Origin of the sequence: Mycoplasmopsis hyopharyngis, assembly GCF_045276885.1 — a bacterium.
GTDB classification, from domain to species: Bacteria; Bacillota_I; Bacilli_A; order Mycoplasmatales; family Metamycoplasmataceae; genus Mycoplasmopsis; species Mycoplasmopsis hyopharyngis.
Map to the genome: position 1 here is coordinate 601,102 of NZ_CP174164.1, position 16,828 is coordinate 617,929.

9 protein-coding genes are annotated in these 16,828 nt (G+C 28.2%); all 9 read right to left on the reverse strand.

Translation table 4 applies throughout. The annotated features are described in order from the left end of the window. Nucleotides 1-4 precede the first annotated feature (4 nt). The 9 genes from ACJA25_RS02445 to ACJA25_RS02485 all read right to left on the reverse strand — a co-directional run bounded on the left by ACJA25_RS02445 (nucleotide 5) and on the right by ACJA25_RS02485 (nucleotide 16,820). Nucleotides 5-2,293, reverse strand: a complete 2,289-nt coding sequence (locus ACJA25_RS02445) for a putative immunoglobulin-blocking virulence protein (protein WP_406615029.1) — start codon at nucleotides 2,291-2,293, stop codon at nucleotides 5-7. Nucleotides 2,294-2,668: 375 nt separating this feature from the next. After that, nucleotides 2,669-5,257 (reverse strand): Ig-specific serine endopeptidase MIP, encoded by a 2,589-nt coding sequence (mip, locus tag ACJA25_RS02450; protein WP_406615031.1) that lies wholly within the window; start codon nucleotides 5,255-5,257, stop codon nucleotides 2,669-2,671. A 20-nt stretch (nucleotides 5,258-5,277) separates the two neighbouring features. Further along, nucleotides 5,278-7,602: a putative immunoglobulin-blocking virulence protein gene (locus ACJA25_RS02455; protein ID WP_406615033.1), complete on the reverse strand. Its 2,325-nt coding sequence runs from the start codon at nucleotides 7,600-7,602 to the stop codon at nucleotides 5,278-5,280. Nucleotides 7,603-7,903: 301 nt separating this feature from the next. Next, nucleotides 7,904-8,671 (reverse strand): PQ-loop domain-containing transporter, encoded by a 768-nt coding sequence (locus ACJA25_RS02460; protein ID WP_406615035.1) that lies wholly within the window; start codon nucleotides 8,669-8,671, stop codon nucleotides 7,904-7,906. A gap of 88 nt (nucleotides 8,672-8,759) precedes the next feature. Then, on the reverse strand, nucleotides 8,760-10,088 hold the full coding sequence (locus ACJA25_RS02465) for an ABC transporter ATP-binding protein (RefSeq protein ID WP_406615037.1): 1,329 nt from the start codon (nucleotides 10,086-10,088) through the stop codon (nucleotides 8,760-8,762). Then, the gene (locus ACJA25_RS02470; protein WP_406615039.1) at nucleotides 10,081-11,934 is read right to left on the reverse strand and encodes an ABC transporter ATP-binding protein; all 1,854 of its coding nucleotides are present in this window, start codon (nucleotides 11,932-11,934) and stop codon (nucleotides 10,081-10,083) included. The genes ACJA25_RS02465 and ACJA25_RS02470 overlap by 8 nt, the downstream gene beginning before the upstream one ends. Before the next feature lie 9 nt (nucleotides 11,935-11,943). Continuing rightward, nucleotides 11,944-12,921: an ABC transporter permease gene (locus ACJA25_RS02475; protein WP_406615041.1), complete on the reverse strand. Its 978-nt coding sequence runs from the start codon at nucleotides 12,919-12,921 to the stop codon at nucleotides 11,944-11,946. Between the two features lie 13 nt (nucleotides 12,922-12,934). Further along, on the reverse strand, nucleotides 12,935-14,020 hold the full coding sequence (locus ACJA25_RS02480) for an ABC transporter permease (protein ID WP_406615043.1): 1,086 nt from the start codon (nucleotides 14,018-14,020) through the stop codon (nucleotides 12,935-12,937). A 1-nt stretch (nucleotide 14,021) separates the two neighbouring features. Then, the gene (locus ACJA25_RS02485; protein WP_406615045.1) at nucleotides 14,022-16,820 is read right to left on the reverse strand and encodes an ABC transporter substrate-binding protein; all 2,799 of its coding nucleotides are present in this window, start codon (nucleotides 16,818-16,820) and stop codon (nucleotides 14,022-14,024) included. Nucleotides 16,821-16,828: the final 8 nt, after the last annotated feature.

Sequence of the window (16,828 nt, forward strand, 5' to 3'; positions counted from 1 at the left end):
CTAATTAGGTATATTGAATATTATTGGCTGTTTCTACTTTGTAACCAGCACTTTCCAATTGTGATTTTAGAGCAACAGCTCCAGCAGGAACTTGTATAGTTTTTGAATATTTTAAAGTGTCATTTAATTGGAAGAAATGACCCAAATTAGTTAATGCGCTTCCTGATAATTGATCTGAAGAAGTAATTCTGATCTTAGTTGTATTAGCACCATTACTAAAAGTAATTTTAGTTCTTGGTGGACCAGGTTCTCCTATGGTCATATTTTCAAATCCTGCAGAATTTAATTCTGCTCCTGAAATTTCAAAATAATCTTTATCATTAAATAATTTTAAATTTCTAATCTTACGTGGTTTGTTTGATGGTTTATTAATGTCATTAAATACTAAACCTCTTAATGATTTAATTTTAGGTACTCTACTAAAATCAAGTCCAGTTGGATAACTGTTATCGCCTTCATTATGATCTGGTTTTAATCCTGGTCCTAAACCACCTTGGAAAAATGGTTCATTATTTCTTACGAAGTAAACCATTCTTAAACCAAGATTAATTTGAGTAAAGTCATTTTCTGTTTCATAATTTTCAGCATCAAAAGCTAATGTGTTGAAAGTAATTCTAGTTGCTATTGGAACATTTTTAGGATATTCAAAACTTACATTGTAATCCACTGTGTTCATTCATTCGACATTTTTAAATGCTAGTGGGTTGTAAGATCATTCTTCTAATAATGAATTTCCTAATGTGTATAATGACAATTCTTTAATTTTTTTGTCTTTTAAAGCAATTAAACAAGATGTATTAGCAGCATTAGCGGAAAAGAATAATTCCAATTGAGGTAAATTATCCGGCAATGCTTTCAAAATATCTTTAAATTGTTGACCGGCATCTGTTGAACCCATATTTTTAATACGGTATGAAGTAATTTCAACATTGTTAGCTTTAAGTTCTTCAATTAACTTTTTAGTTTTTTGGTATCCATTTGGATTAGCAGCATCAATTTCCACTACTATTCCTTCATTTCTTTCACCTTGTTTAGGTTCAGTTCTAGTCAATTTACTAATTTTGATTCCATCACCATTACCAACACCATATTTTTGGAACTCTGAACTATTGGTAATATCAGTTTTGTTTCAACCTTCGTATGTTCCTTCTAAAATGCTTCCTGAGTTTCTTCCATAATAACTGTTGTATCCAAATACCCTTCTCTTAGCATTATCTCTAGCTAAACGACTTGTAACTGTATTAAAGTCAGAAGGTGGACTAAATGAATTAGAATCAATTTCTCCATTTTCATTTATATATGAATTTCTAGGATCGATTGTAAGGCCTTTAGCAAGATAATCTTCAGCACCTTTAGCTAATTTTGTAAATTTACTTTGATCTAAGTTTCCAATTAATCAAATATATCTTTGAGTATCACTATTAAATTTCTTTGTAGGAAATTCACTTTTAGCTGGCTCTTTTAAGAAATTAACAACATTAGGTGAATCAAGTAATCTTTTATAACGGTGTAATAAATTTTCTCAATTATATCTATCGTTCGCTGTACCTAATGCTAATTGCTCTGCTTTATTCAAATCTGCCATTTCATCAATTACATGTTTCATTCTATGGTCGTCAAACAAACCTACACTATCTCCACTCTTTAATGCTTTTTCAAGAGTTTTCTTTCTAAGTTCTTCGGTTACTTTGATGCTATGTAATTCATTAACTATAATATTTTGATATGGATTAGGATTAGTGATTCCATTTGCTTTATCAGATTCAAATGTTTCTCTTTCAGGTTGAGGTGTAATTTCTGCTTCAACTTCAACACCATTGATAAATATTTTTGTTCATATTCTACCGGGTGTTGGTTTTGGAGATACAGCTGGAGGTTCTGGTGTTGTTTTAGGTGGTTGAGGTTTGGGTTCTTCTTTTGGAGGTACTGGTGTTGGTATAGGAGTAGGAATAGGATCTGGTTCTACTTTGGGAATTGGATTTGGTTTTGGTTTTTCTTCTGGTGGATTAACAATAACAACTGGTGGTTTTGGTTTAGGTTTGGGTTCTACTATTGGAGTATTAGGAATTTCACGAATATTATTATCTCTTGTAGAACTCTCTGTATTGTTTAAGTCCAAGTTGTTTTTGTTTATCAATTTAGAATCAGTAGTTTTATTTATAGCTAAATCTCTGCTGTAATTTGTGTCAGCAGTTGTTGAGTAAATAAAACTTCCTATTCCAATAGAAGCTGCTGCACCAACTAAAACTGATAAGAATAAAACCTTATTTTTTCTTTTCTTAAATAATTTCATTACTTTCACCTCATAAATATTTCGCATAATTTTCTATGCGTATATATATATATATATATATATATATATACTATTTAAAATTAAATGCTTATTTTTAGTGTAAATTACATTTTTTCCTTATTTTCCTCACCATTTAGTTAAATAAAGCAAAAAAACTGATAAATTTTTGTTGTTTTTAAGAATTTTTTTTAAAAATAAATGGTTTTTTAATTAAATTTTTCCCTTTTATAATATATTAATCATTGTTTTTTAACAAATTTGTCTAATTATTTTACTTTTTTCCTTTTTGTGTTATTTTATAGACTAATATGGAAAAAAGTGCTCTAATTTTTAACACAAATAAAAACATCTCGTTCAAAACGAAATAAGATGTTTCTATTGATTTTTAAATTTAAACTCTTCTGGGATTTTATCATCAGCAAATCCATTAGGGAATAATTGTGATTTTTCAAAAGCATATTTTTGTAATAAAACTTGTCTAAATGAATTCTTTTGGTTTTTACCACCACCGTAAATTAAATCGTATTGTGGTAAATTGTATTGTCCAAATAAACCTTTATAATCATAACCTTCTGATCTTAAAGCAGCTATTAAACTAGTTTTAGCCATTAAGTTGGCAGCGTGAATTACACCAACAATTTCATTATTTTGGTTTCTAACACTAGAACCTGAAGCACCACCAGCAGGAGTATAAAATCTAGCCATATATTCAAGACCATAGGTTAAGTATCTTTTTCCTTCTGTATAATAAAGCTCTTTCCCAACTCTATGACTGGCTAAGAAACCATCAGTAATACCTGGTTTATCAATAAATGAACGATAACCAATTTGGTAAGATAAGAAATTACCACGTTTTAATTCATCTTCAGCATATGTAGAAGGTTGTCCTTCTTTCGGAGTTAATTGATTATAGTATTTATATTCAGAATTTATTCAAAGTGAAAAGTTTTGCTTTACAACTTTTAATTGGTCATCATCAATGTATCTTTGTAAAAAGAAGTCATCAGTAGAAATAGGATAACCCAAAATGTAAAGTTGATCTAACTCACTAAATTTCTTTTTATCTTCTTCAGTTGAAGTGGTTAATGGTCTATTAATTTTTTCAAAATCATTTAAATATGATTTATTTCTAAATTTAACTTTTTTGTCTGAATTTTCATAGTCATTAGTGATGGTTTTGATAAGTTCTTGTTGAGATTTGCCATTTACAAATTGAGAAGAAACATCCTTTCCAGCTGATGTAGCACTAATATTTGTATTATTGTATTTTGAAAAGTCAATTTCAATAACGGCAAAATCTAAAAAGTCTTCATTTTCTTTAAATTTTTCTTTTTGTTCTCCCGCTAAATAATCACTAGGTTTGTCAGTCATAAAATCTGTAGCATCGAATATTTTTGTAATACCTTCAGCATTATTAAAACTAAATCTGGTGAAGTTAGGATCTAATTCACTTAATTTAAATGTGGTTTTAATACCAACATTTTGATTTAATCTTAAAATTGAAAATGATTTTGTTTTATCTTTTTTTAGTGCTCTGGCAACGTGTGAATTAGTTCCAAAATAAAATTTCATAGTACCATCATTATTTTTAATGTAGTCCATTATTCACATCGTACCTGATTCAGAAACAAACTCTTTTCCGGTAGCAATTCTTGCTTTATATTCTTCAATGTATTTATCTTGAATTGCTTTTAATTGATCTTTTGTTCAAGCTTTAATTTCGTCTATTTTTTGTTTATATTCTGTTTTTATTTTTTCAATTTCTTTTTGTTTAGCCTCTTTAATGCTATCATGAGTATTTTTTAATTCTTCTTCTAATCTTTCAACAATCTTATCTAATTCTTTTTGTTTTTCATTAGCTTGGCCATCTTTATATTTTTTAAATTGTTCATCTGTTCAATGGTCAATAATCTTTTTATTATTTTCCATATCAGAAATTTCTTTTTCATAATCTTGTTTATTTATAAAACTAATTTGGAAAGTTTGTAAAGCAATATCACGATAAGTTTCATTTGGTAAAGTTCTTGCTAAACCAGTAGTTTTATTGATATCTCTACCTAAAGCATCAACCCATGAAGGACCTTTACCTATTTCTGATCTATCACTTAGTTTTAGACCTTCAACCTGACCATCGGCGCTATAAACTGGTAAAGTGAAACCTTTAATAGCAGCATTTTCATATGTATCGAAACCTACTTTAGCTGCTTCTTGATCAAATTTATTTCTTTGTTCATCAGTTATACCTTTTAATTCGGGTCTAACTTTTTCAATAGTTGCTCAGCCTTCAGTTTGTCTTTTTAACAAGGTCATATATTTGTTATTATCTGCTTGAAAACGTTGTTTTTGATTTCAAGAATTGTATTGTTGAAAATCCGAAGCTAGTTCCTTGGTTGGATCACTATAAATTGAACCACTATGATGAATACCTTGATTGGTTTTAAAACCAGTCATTCTAAAAGATTTAGAAATGGTTTTGCCAGTTGATCTATTGGTAAAAATAACATATAAGTCAAATTCACCTTTTTTATTTGAAGGATATTGTCCAGTGTGATCACTATCAAGATTTACATTAATTATATCTGCCTTAATTTTTCCTTTATGGGTTTCATTAGCACTTAAATTAACACTATTTGCATATTTTTCTTGAAATAAAGTAGGTAATATATCAGTTTTATTTTGTCCCATTAATTCATTAAGGTAATTAATCTTTACTAATGATTCAAGATTAGTGGTTGAATTAATTAAATTTTCAAATTCTTGGTCAGACATTTGAACTATAGGAGTTCCATCATCTGGATTTTTAATTGGATTTGTTGGTTTATCTGGGTTTTCTGGGTTTTTAGGTTCTTTTTTCTTTTTTTCAGATGGAACACATTTTGCAGATGCTAATACAATAGTACTAAAAGCAGCAATGATTGATACACTACTAATGATTGGTAAAATAAATTTTCTCTTCTGTTTCATAATAACTCCTTATTTTTTAATTAGGTAAATTGAATATCATTTGCTGTTTCAACGTTGCAACCTAAAGATTTTAATTGATCTCTTAGTTCAGGACTAGCATCTTGAGGAATTTGAATTGTTTTATTGCTTCCTAAAGTAGAATTAAAGGTAAAGAAACGACCTAAATTAAATATTGCACTAGATGATAATTTTTCTTTATCAGTAATTCTAATCTTAGTTGTTGCATCACCATTACTGAATCTTATTTTTGGTTTTTCTCTTTCACCTAAAACAAGATTTTCAAAACCGGCATTATCTAAATCCTTAGCAGAAAGTTCATAATATTCCTTATCATTAAAGAATTTAACTCTTCTAACTTTACGTGGTTTATTTGAAGATTTTTCAATATCATGAAATACTAAACCTCTTAAGGTTTTAATTTTTGGTACTCTACTAAAGTCTAGACCCATAGGATAACTATTATCACCTTCATTAAAATCAGGTGCTAATCCAGGACCAAAACTTCCTTGGAAAAATGGTTCATTATTTCTTGTGTAATATACCATTCTTAATCCATTGTTGATTCTTGTAAAATCATCATTTCCTGAATAATCTTGTTCATCAAAAGCAATAGTATCAAAGGTAATTCTAGTAGCTATTGGAACATTTTTAGGATAATCTGAACTTACATTGTAATCAATAGTATTTACTCATTCAACCTTCTTTAAGGCTCAAGGGTTAAATGATCATTCTTCTAATAATGAATTACCCATAGTGTATAATGACAATTCTTTTATTTTCTTACCTTCTAAAGCAATCAAACTAGATGTGTTTGTAGCATTAGCAGAAAAGAATAATTCCAATTGTGGTAAGCTGTCTGGTAAAACACTTAAAATATCTTTGAATTTTTGACCAGCATCAGTTGAACCCATATTCTTGATACGATATGAGGTAATCTGAACATTATCATTTTTTAATTTTTCAATTAATTCTTTAGTTTTTTGGTATCCATCTGGATTAGCTGCATCAATTTCTACCACTATACCTTTATTTAATTCGTCTTGTTTAGGAACATTTCTAGTTAATTCACTAATTTTAATTCCGTCACCATTACCAACATTGTATTTTTTGAATTCTTCAGAATTGGTAATATCTTTTTTCGTTCACCCTTCGTATTTACCTTCTTCAATATCGCCTGAACCTCTTCAGTAGTATGAATCATAGCCAAAAACTCTTCTTTTTGAATTGTCTCTTTGCATACGGCTAGTTACAGTGTTATGTGCTGCTGGAGGACTTCAAGAATTAGAATCGATTTCTCCATTTTCATTAATTCTTGAATTTCTAGGATCAATTGTAAGACCTTGTTCTAGCATTTCTTCTGAACGTTTTGCCATTTTAACAAATTTAGTTTGATCTAAATTAGCAATTAATCAAATGTATCTTTGAGTTTGACTGTTAAATTTTTTATTAGGATATTCTTTTTGTGCTTCTGGTTTTAAAAACTTTATAACATTTTCTGAATCAAGTAAATCACGATAACGGAACAAAACATTATTTCAGTTGTATCTATTATTTTCAGTACCTGTAGCTAACTTTTCTGCTAAATCTAAATCATTAACATGTTCAGTTAAATATGTGATTCTAAAGTCATCAAACAAACCTACTTTATTTCCTTCTCCACCATTTAATGCTTTTTCAATGGTTGCTTTTCTTAATTCATCAGTTACTTTAATCCGGTGTAATTTATCAACAATAATATTTTGATAAGGATTAGGATTAGCAATTTCTTTTTGTTTATCAGTATCAGAAACTTGCCGTTCTGGTTGAGGTGTAATTTCTGCTTCAACAGTAACACCATTTATAACAATTGTGGTTCATTTTCTACCCGGAATTGGTACATAAGTAGTTGTAGGTGGTTCTGGTGTGGTTTTAGGAATTTCTGGTTCCTTAGCAGGAGGAGTAGGAATAGGTTCTGGTTCAGGAATAGGCTCGGGTTTAGGTTGAGGAATAGGTTCAGGTTTTGGTTCTGGTTTAGGCTCGGGAATAGGTTTTGGTTCTGGTTTAGGTTCTTCTTTTGGCTTAGGTGGTGTAACTATAACTTTTGGTGTTTCTGGTTTAGGAACAACTACAGGTGGTTTAGGAACTTGAGGAATATTATTATCCCTAGTGGAATCAACTGTTTTAGATAAATCATTTCTATCACTAGCAATTAAGTTAGAATCACTTGCATCTAAACGCAAGTTTTTCCCATATTTAGCATCAGCAGTTGCTGAATAAATCAAAGCTCCGATTGCTATTGAACCTGCTGCAGCAGTTACAGCAGTTAATAGTAAGACTTTGTTTTTTCTTTTTTTAAATAACTTCATTATTGCTCCTCAAAAATAGATAAATTCAGGGGTTCAAAGCACAGTATTTAATTACTTAACTAGATTCCTTATTTTAGTAATTAATTTCTTACCTTATATATATACTTTTTAACTAATATATACAAGTAATTTTTATTATTAATTTTTTTTCTTTTTCCTAGTATTTTATAGAGAAAAAAGTAAAAAAATACCCTAAAAATAGGGCATTTTATGAAAATTTTTTTAGAAAAAAATAAATAAAAAATATGGAAATATAAAGGTAATATTTGAACTTTTTTACATATTTTTTTAAATATTTTAACTATAAATTGTTGTTTTCAACAATAGGTTGTTCAGTATTTTTTTGTGCTTTTTCCTTTTTCGCCATTGAAATTTGCATTCAGAATTGAGCACCATATATAGCAATTTGAATAACTTGTCATACCAAAGCATTAAGCATAAATGATTTAACACCTTGATTTGCAATTCCAAAAATTCAGTAAAGAATTCAAGCGGTATTAGCAATAATAAAAACTAAAGTTAATCATATTGACATACCTTTGAAATTCTTGGTTTCAAATGATTTCAAAATTTGAGGAGCAAAAGCAAAGGTAGTAACCATAGGTACAATTGTAGAAAGAACTCCACTGGTATTTGCATCAAAAGCAAGTCCTTTACCATTTCAATAAACACCAATAAAACCTGAAATGATAGAAGCAAAGGAAATAGTCATGGCAATACCTAAAACAACTCATTGTCCTTTTTTTCTTCATTGGGTATTTGAGTATCTATATAAAGCAAATAAATTAGCAATATACAATAATGAACATAAAGCATTAGCATATACAGCAGGAATTAATTTGGATTCAGTAAAACCTCCAAAAATTACTCAACCATTAATAGCAATAAAGAATATTCAAAATGAATAATATTTAATTTCCCCAACTTTTTTGTCTTTTAAAATTTTTACTAATTGTGGAATCCCCATTCCAACAGTAAACATTGCGGCTATCAAACCAAAAACAGAAGCCAATAATCCTGAAACTTGGTTTTCTGGTTTCATAGCAAAAAATTCAATAAATTTTTGCATAACTCTCTTATTTTATATTAAAGTAATTTTTATTTACAAAATATCTAGCATTCTATTAACAAATATTTGAATTTTTTTGTTAATAGAACTAAATATGATGCTCACATTTAATCTTTTTGAATTGTTCTAGTTCTTTATCACTAGCTAAAACAAAATGGTCATCATTTATTTTTTGTCATTTTGGTTGATAGTCTAAATCATAATTATGCATATTAGCATCATATTGATATCCTAATAAAGAACCTTTTTTAGATTCAATTGAAGGAACAGCATCTAATAATGACTTTGTATATGGATGAACTGGATTATGAATAATTTCATTTGTTTTTCCAACTTCTAATAAAGTTCCTTTATTAATAACTGCTATTCTATCTGAAATATATTCAACCATTCTTAAATCATGAGCAATAAATAAAATGGTTAAATTAAATTTTTCTTTTAATTCATTAAAAATGTTTATAACTTGAGCTTGAATTGAAACGTCAAGTGCAGAAATAGGTTCATCAGCAATTAATAATTTAGGTTTAAGAATAACTGATCTACAAATACCTAAACGTTGTTGTTGACCACCTGAAAATTCTAATGGGAATCTTCCTAAAGCAGATTCATCAAGACCGACTTGTTTTAACATATTAACAACAAGGATTTTCTTTATTTGCTTATTAGATAAAGTAAGTAATTTTTCTTTTTCTAATTTAGCGTTATCCAAATATTCTTTTAATGGAGTATAAACTTCTGCTTTTTGCTCAATTCTTTGACAAATGAGATTGTAAATCTTTTCAAATACATATTGATTTGAAATTTCAGGACCTTTATTAATTTGTTTAAAAGCAATAGCAATTTCTTGTAAAATGTCAGCATTGGCATCAGTTTTCTTAATTTCATCATTGATGTAAGAAAGTACATTTTGATCAAAGTCAATTTGAAACAAACCTTTAAGGTTTTTACTATTAGTAATTCCTTCTGAAACAACTCATTCAACATTTTTATATGGGTTCAATGAGTTGGTAGGGTCTTGAAAAATCATTTGCACTTTATTAATCATAAATTGCACTAGGTCTTTATATTTTTTAGAAAATTTAAAACCTTTATACATATTTTTAGGAATTATTTGGTTTTCGATTTGAATGTATCCAAAATCATGAGGAGTTAATCCAATGATTGCTCTACCTGTTGTAGATTTACCGGAACCAGATTCACCAACTAGTCCTAATACTTCACCTTCATAAATATTCAAATTTAAGTTCTTAATTGCATAAAATCTTCTAACACCCGAAGTATAAACAATGTCTAAATTTCTAACTTTAACTAATGGTTCATTGTTAGGTTCATAACTTAACATTTGTTCAGTACCTTCAATAATCTCACGACATTTTTTCTTACCAAATACATCATTTTCACAATAATATTTAGACATTTGCTTCTCCTTTGGTTTCTTCTTGAGATTCTTGTTGTTGAGATTCTTCAATTAATTTATCAACTTCTTGATTGTGTAAGGTACATCTATTTTGATAATAGTTAAAAATTTCTTCTTTAACATATCATTGTTTACCATATAGTTGGTTCAATTTTTGTTCATATTTATTTCAAAGTTTTTGAATAACTTTAGGTGGTTTTACTTTTGGTGAATGTTCATTTAATAATTCTGATTTAACATAGTGAGTGGGTGAAATTTGATAAAATGATGATTCTTTTTCAAAATCAATCTCTAACGCATATTCATTTCTAATTGCAAAAGCTTCTCCAACAATGTTGTTTAAGTTCGATGGAACTGCGCCTTCAATTACATGAAGTTTTTCACCAGTATTAAAATCTGGCATTGAAGCAATTAAACCTCAAGTATATGGATGCATTGGGTGAGTTAAAATTTCTTCTTTAGTACCTGCTTCAATGATTTGACCAGCATACATTATATTTATATAATCAGCAATAGAAGCAACAACTCCTAAATCATGGGTAATAAAAATAATTGAAATTTTAAAAGCGCTTTGTAATTCTCTAACAATGTCTAGAACCAATGCTTGAACAGTAGGGTCCAAAGCAGTTGTAGGTTCATCCATAATTAATAATTTTGGTTTTAAAGAAACAATAGCTGCTAAAGCAATTCTTTGAATCATTCCTCCAGAAAGTTCATGTGGGTATAAAGTCATAACTTTTTCTGGATTATTAATTTTAGTTAATTGTAAATATTTAATAGCTTCTTGTTTTGCTTCTTTACGATTTTTAACTATTTTGTTAATTAACATACCTTCAATAATTTGCTCTCCAACTTTCATGGTTGGATCCAAAATTGACATTGGGTTTTGAAAAACTGCTGAAACAATTCTTCCTCTTAGTTTAGAATTTTCTCAATCTTTTAAAGTAAAATGTTGAACTTCCATTCCATACAATTTAACAGTTCCTGATTCGAAAATTGCATTACTTCCAGTTAAACCATATAAAAGTGAGGTAATAACTGATTTACCTGAACCAGATTCACCAATAATAGCATGAATACATCCTTCATAGGTTTTAAAACTTGGCCCTCTTAAAACAATGCTTTTTTCTTTAGGATTAGCAGGATTAGCGAAAGATAAATAAACATCATTTACTTCCGCTACAACTTTTCTAGGTTTGTTAAAAATATATTCAACTTGAGCATTGTCGATATATTTTTGAAATTCAGCAAATCTATTTTCTTTTTCATTTTTCTTAATTCTTAATCAAGAAGGTAAAATCATAGTGAAAAAGTACTTAGTACGGTTATATAAATTGATACATGATTTAGTAAAAACTTTTCAAAAGCTTGGTTTAGATAAACCAGTCATAATTCTAATGCTTTTTGGTTCTGGTTTAATTTTATATTCTAGATATTTTCTAAATAATCTAGAATAACCCGAATCATCTAAACTAACTTCATTTTCAAATATTTTTAGCTCTTCTGGAATAACAATGGTTTCTTGAGTTGAAATTTGATTTTCAATATTAGTATTTAAAACATCTTTAATTAAAGTTTGACTATCTTTTTCAACTTCATTTTCATTTGTTTGCACTTTTAATTGTTCTTGTGTTGTTAATTCTGTCTTAATTTCTTTTTTAGCTTCTTTGATAGTTTTTTTGTTCTTTAATGCTAAATTAATTGGTTTTTCTACTTCTTTTACAAAAATATCTTCAGTTATTTGGTTGTTAATTTTAAAACTTAAATCTTGTTGTTCAGTCTCTTTATTCAAAGTGTTTTTAATATTAGTTTTACTAGTTTTAGGTTTTTTATTTGACTTTTCCATTTTAAGATCCTATCTTTGTCTTAATAAACTTTCTTGAATTGCTGAAGACATTAATTGTATTGAAGTAGTAACAATAATTAACATAGTAGAAGGAATTAAAACATAACGTGGTGAAGTTGAGAAAATTTTAGAACCATCAGTAATCAAGTTTCCTAAAGTTGATTTATTAGGAATTGATAACCCAATAAAAGCTAAAGAAGTTTCTGAAAGAATTACCCCTGGAATATGGAAAACAATTTCGGTAATTAATAAAGGTAAAACTACAGGTAAGTAATTTAATAAAACTCTATAAGTAGGAGTACCCAAAATTCTTGAAGCAGAAACTCATTCATAATTTTTTGCTCTCAATACTTGGGAACGCATCTGGTTAGCAATACCCGTTCAAGAAGTAAAAGTTAAAGCAAACACAATTACTCAAAATGTAGGATTTAAAACAATTGTAATAACAATTAAAACAATAATTGAAGGAATATTAGAAATAATTTTAATAATAAAAGTCATTATCTTATCAAACATACGGTAATGTCCCATAAGTATTCCAAAAAATAATCCTAAAGTAACCTGAATTAAGGTTGCTACAACTGCTAAAGTAATTGAATATCTTAATCCTCATCATAATCTAGCAAAAATATCTCTACCTAAACGATCAGTTCCAAAAATATGACCATTTTCAAAAAAGGTTTTTAGAATATCACTAGAAAGTTTTTCTGGATTTTGAGTAAAAAAAGGAATAAATAAAGCCAAAAGAATTAATGTTGCTAAAGCAACAAAACCAAAAATTCCTCCTTTATTTCTACTATATCTATAAAAGAATTCTTTTCATGGTTTTTGTTGATTGTGCATATATGAGGTTTCACGATATTTAATTACATCACCAATCAACTTATATTTTTGATAATTAAGTGGTTGAATAAATCTTTTAGGAGCTAATTCTTGTTCTTCTCTTTGAAGTTGCTGTTCAAATTCTTCATATTTTGTATTAGACATAAATTAACCTCCTTTATTTTCTTTTTCTTACCCGAGGATCGATGAGTTCATATAGAACATCTCTCAAGGTATAAGATAAGATAGTGATAAGTGAAAATAGTGAAACCATAAATAAGATGATATTGTAATCTTTTGAAGTAATGGCTTGTAATAATAAACCACCAGAACCTGTAATTACAAAAATTTGTTCAACAAACATTGAACCAATGAAGCTACCAAAGATAACTACAGGGAAAAATGTTGCGATTGGAAATAAAGAAGGTTTTAAAGCATGTTTTCAAACAAAACGAGTTTTAGATAAACCTTTTAAATAACAAAATTTAGCGTGTTGTGAATTTAATTCACGATTAAGTTCTGCTCTTATATATTTAATATAAACAATAATTGAACCTAGACTTAATGCCAGACCTGGTAAAACATAGGTAGCAATATTCTTTTCATTAAAAATATATGGTAAATTCATTTCTCTACCAATCAAAAGTAGCAATAATGCAAAAACTAATGAAGGAATAGATGAAAAGATAGAAACAAAAACTGTAGCAATATGGTCAGGTAGTTTATCAGGATTCATTCCTACATAAACTCCAATTGGAATTCCGATTCCTAAAGTTAGAAGCACTGAAAAAATTCCAATGTAAAAACTTTTTAAAAATCTCACTCAAATAAAGTCATTGATTTTAGCGCCAGGGAAAACTGAAAAAGAAATTCCAAAATCTCCCCTAATAAAGTTTTTTAAATAAACTCCATATCTTTGTCATATTGGTAAATCTAAACCATAAAGAGCTTCAATTGCTTTTTTCTGTGCGTCTGGTAAATTAGCTGAAACTGTCATTGAACCCGGAACTGAATTAATTAAGAAAAAAGTAGCGGTAATAACAATTCAAGCAACTACTAGGAATTCTAAAATCATTTTTGATGATTTAACAATCCCTTTAACATATCCTCTTTGGATATTAAAAATTCTTTTATATCAAGGAAGTTTAAATTTGATTTTGTTTTCAAAGTCTACATATGAGTTGTGAAAATTAATTTTTTTATTTTTTTCTAATTCAGATATTTGTTCATTATCCAAAATTTGAAAATCATTATATTTTTGCATCTTAGAACTCCATCTTTGTAGGTAAGGTTTTAATTGGTGGTTTTTTAACATCATATGCATATTGCAATGAGTATGTAAATAATGATGATACTCCACCTACTCTTGATATTTCTCAATATGTATCAACTTCCATTAATGGGACTACTGGAGCTCCATCACGAACGATTTTTTCTAAAGCAGCAATTACTGCTACAACTCTTTTTTCTGTAAATTTAGCTTGTTTTTCTTCTTCGGTAAATTGACCTGCAAAAAAGGCAGAATATCTTTCAGTAAATTTGTTTAAATCTTCTTCTTTTTTAATTAATGAAAGCTCAATAATTTTGTTTCAAATTTCTTGATCAATTCTTAATCTTTCACGGGTTTGATTTGCTAATTGAGGATTTTTATAAGCAATGGTATTGTCATCATTTCTAGTTATACCAATTGCTTTAAAGTATTTATCATAAGTTCAAGAACCAGCAGGGTTATTTCTAAAACCTGAAGATTTTTGGTCATTTTTATTAATTTCATCTGGTTTTAAAAAGACTCTAACATATGAATATGAATCGGTTCCGAAGGTATCAAAATTACGATAAATGATATCAAATTCACCTTTGGTTCTTGAATCTTCATAAACATTTTCAGGTAATCCTTTGATTTCTAAATCAATAAAATCACCGAAAGCTTTTTTAAAAGCATCTTTTAAACCAATTCCAGCATTTAATTGTTCATCAGTAGAATTGTGAATGTATTTTAATTTAATCTTTTTGATTTTTGGATTATTCTTTTTGAAATTTGCTAGATATTTTTTAGCAATTTCAGGTAAATAAGTCTTGTCTGTACGATCAACATGTTCAAACTTAAAAGCCTTTGATAAGTGATCAATGTGTGAATAGTTTTGAATTGGAATTAATTTTTTATCATCAACTTTGGTATACATATCATCGTGATCAAAACCTAATTCAGTAGCATCTCCAAAACTTGATGAACTTTGACCAAAAGCAGTTCAAGTATTAACTGGGAATGATGAGTTTCATCCAACAATATCTAACATTGCATTTCTATCAATCGCGTAATAAATTGCATTTCTTAAATCATTGTCATTTAATGGGCTATTACCATTAGTTTCTTTGTCAAGGTTAAAGGCTAAAGCAATGGTACCAAATCCTGATGATTTGTTCATATTTTTTCTATATTCTAAATTTGATCAATAATCAATTTGAGAAATTGCAGGTATTCTAGTAGCAGCAATATAACCATCGTCATACAATGCTGAATTTAAATTGGTATCAGAACTAAAATACAATTTAATTTTGTTTGAAATGGTTCTATCATGTGAATAGTACTTCTTGTCTTTGCTCAAAAGCATATAACCTTGGGGTCCAAAAACTAAATCACTAATAGTAAAAGGTCCATTGGTTAAAAAAGTACTTCTATCTAAACCAAAGTTATTAATTCCTCCAATTGATTCAACAAATCTTCTATTAATAGGTACAAATGTTCCGGTTATATCATGATATGCATTACTTAATGAAGTAGGTTCATATGATTCATATTCAATTCTTAATGCATATTCATCACGAGCAAAAGTTAATCTCTTAGAATATAAACTTATATCAATATTTTTAATAGTTTCATGAGGATTGATTTCGGTTTCATTAAGCATTGAAAGTTGTTGATTATAGCTTAGTTTTTTAAATTCTGGTTTACCTTGTGCTAAAGCAACTTCATATTTTTTCTTAAAATCAGATGCTTGTTGAATCAATTCTGCTAAATCTCATTTTTGATATGGATCACTAAAAGTATATTTTCTAATTTTAGTTGCTATTCTTTTAGGAACGTTAGTTAATTGACTTTCAGTGTATTTTTCAAGATTGTATTCTGGGTTAGGAAGCATAATTTCAGTAACTTCTTTACTAAAGTCAAAATTTGGTGAATAAGGGATGGAACTAATAATTTCTTCATTACTATAGTTAAAGTATAGTCTTCCTGAATATAGTCCAAATTCTAATGCTGCTTGTTTAATTGCTTCTACTTCTTTTTCATCACCCGGAATTTGTGATGGTCATAAAGCAGCAAAAGGTTTATTAGAATTGCTTGCTTGAGTTGCTTCATAAACTCATTTACCATCTTTGGTTTTAATTAATTTTGGATAACCAAAAGGATTTTTGTATGCTTGTTTGAATTTTTTAACATAGTTTTGTTGAGCTTCAACCATTTTTGAAGTTGATTTAATCTTTTTTTGTAATAAGTCAGTTTGTTTTTGACTTCCGGTATTAAAATCAACAATGTAATGCATTGCATCAATATAATCTTCCGCAGTTACAGCATCACCATTTGATCATCTACTTAAACCATTATTTAAGTTTAAAGTTAGTGATAAAAATTTATTACTTGCAGTTCTAATTGCATGAATTTGATTAAATTGACCATTAGGTCCAACCAAAGAACCAGTGGTAGCACCAAATTGATCTAATGAATAAAATTGACCTGAAGGTTGAGTAATAGAATCGGCATGAAATTTTAAAAAGTCATCCATAGAATTAGAATTATCATCGCCACCATAAATTCCCATTTTAATTTCAGGTAATGAATAAAGTCTTTTTAAACTTTCATTAGGACCTGATTTTAATGGAGATTCAACTAAAGAAGGCAAAATCTTATTAACTGATAAGTATTTGATGTAATTTAGAGAGTTTAAAGGAGCAGTAGCTAAACCTAAATCATAATCAATTTTAGAATTCTTACATGAAACTAATGCAAAAGGACTAGCAACAATTGGCAACATCATTGTAGTCAACAATATTTTTTTAATTTTCATATTTGTCT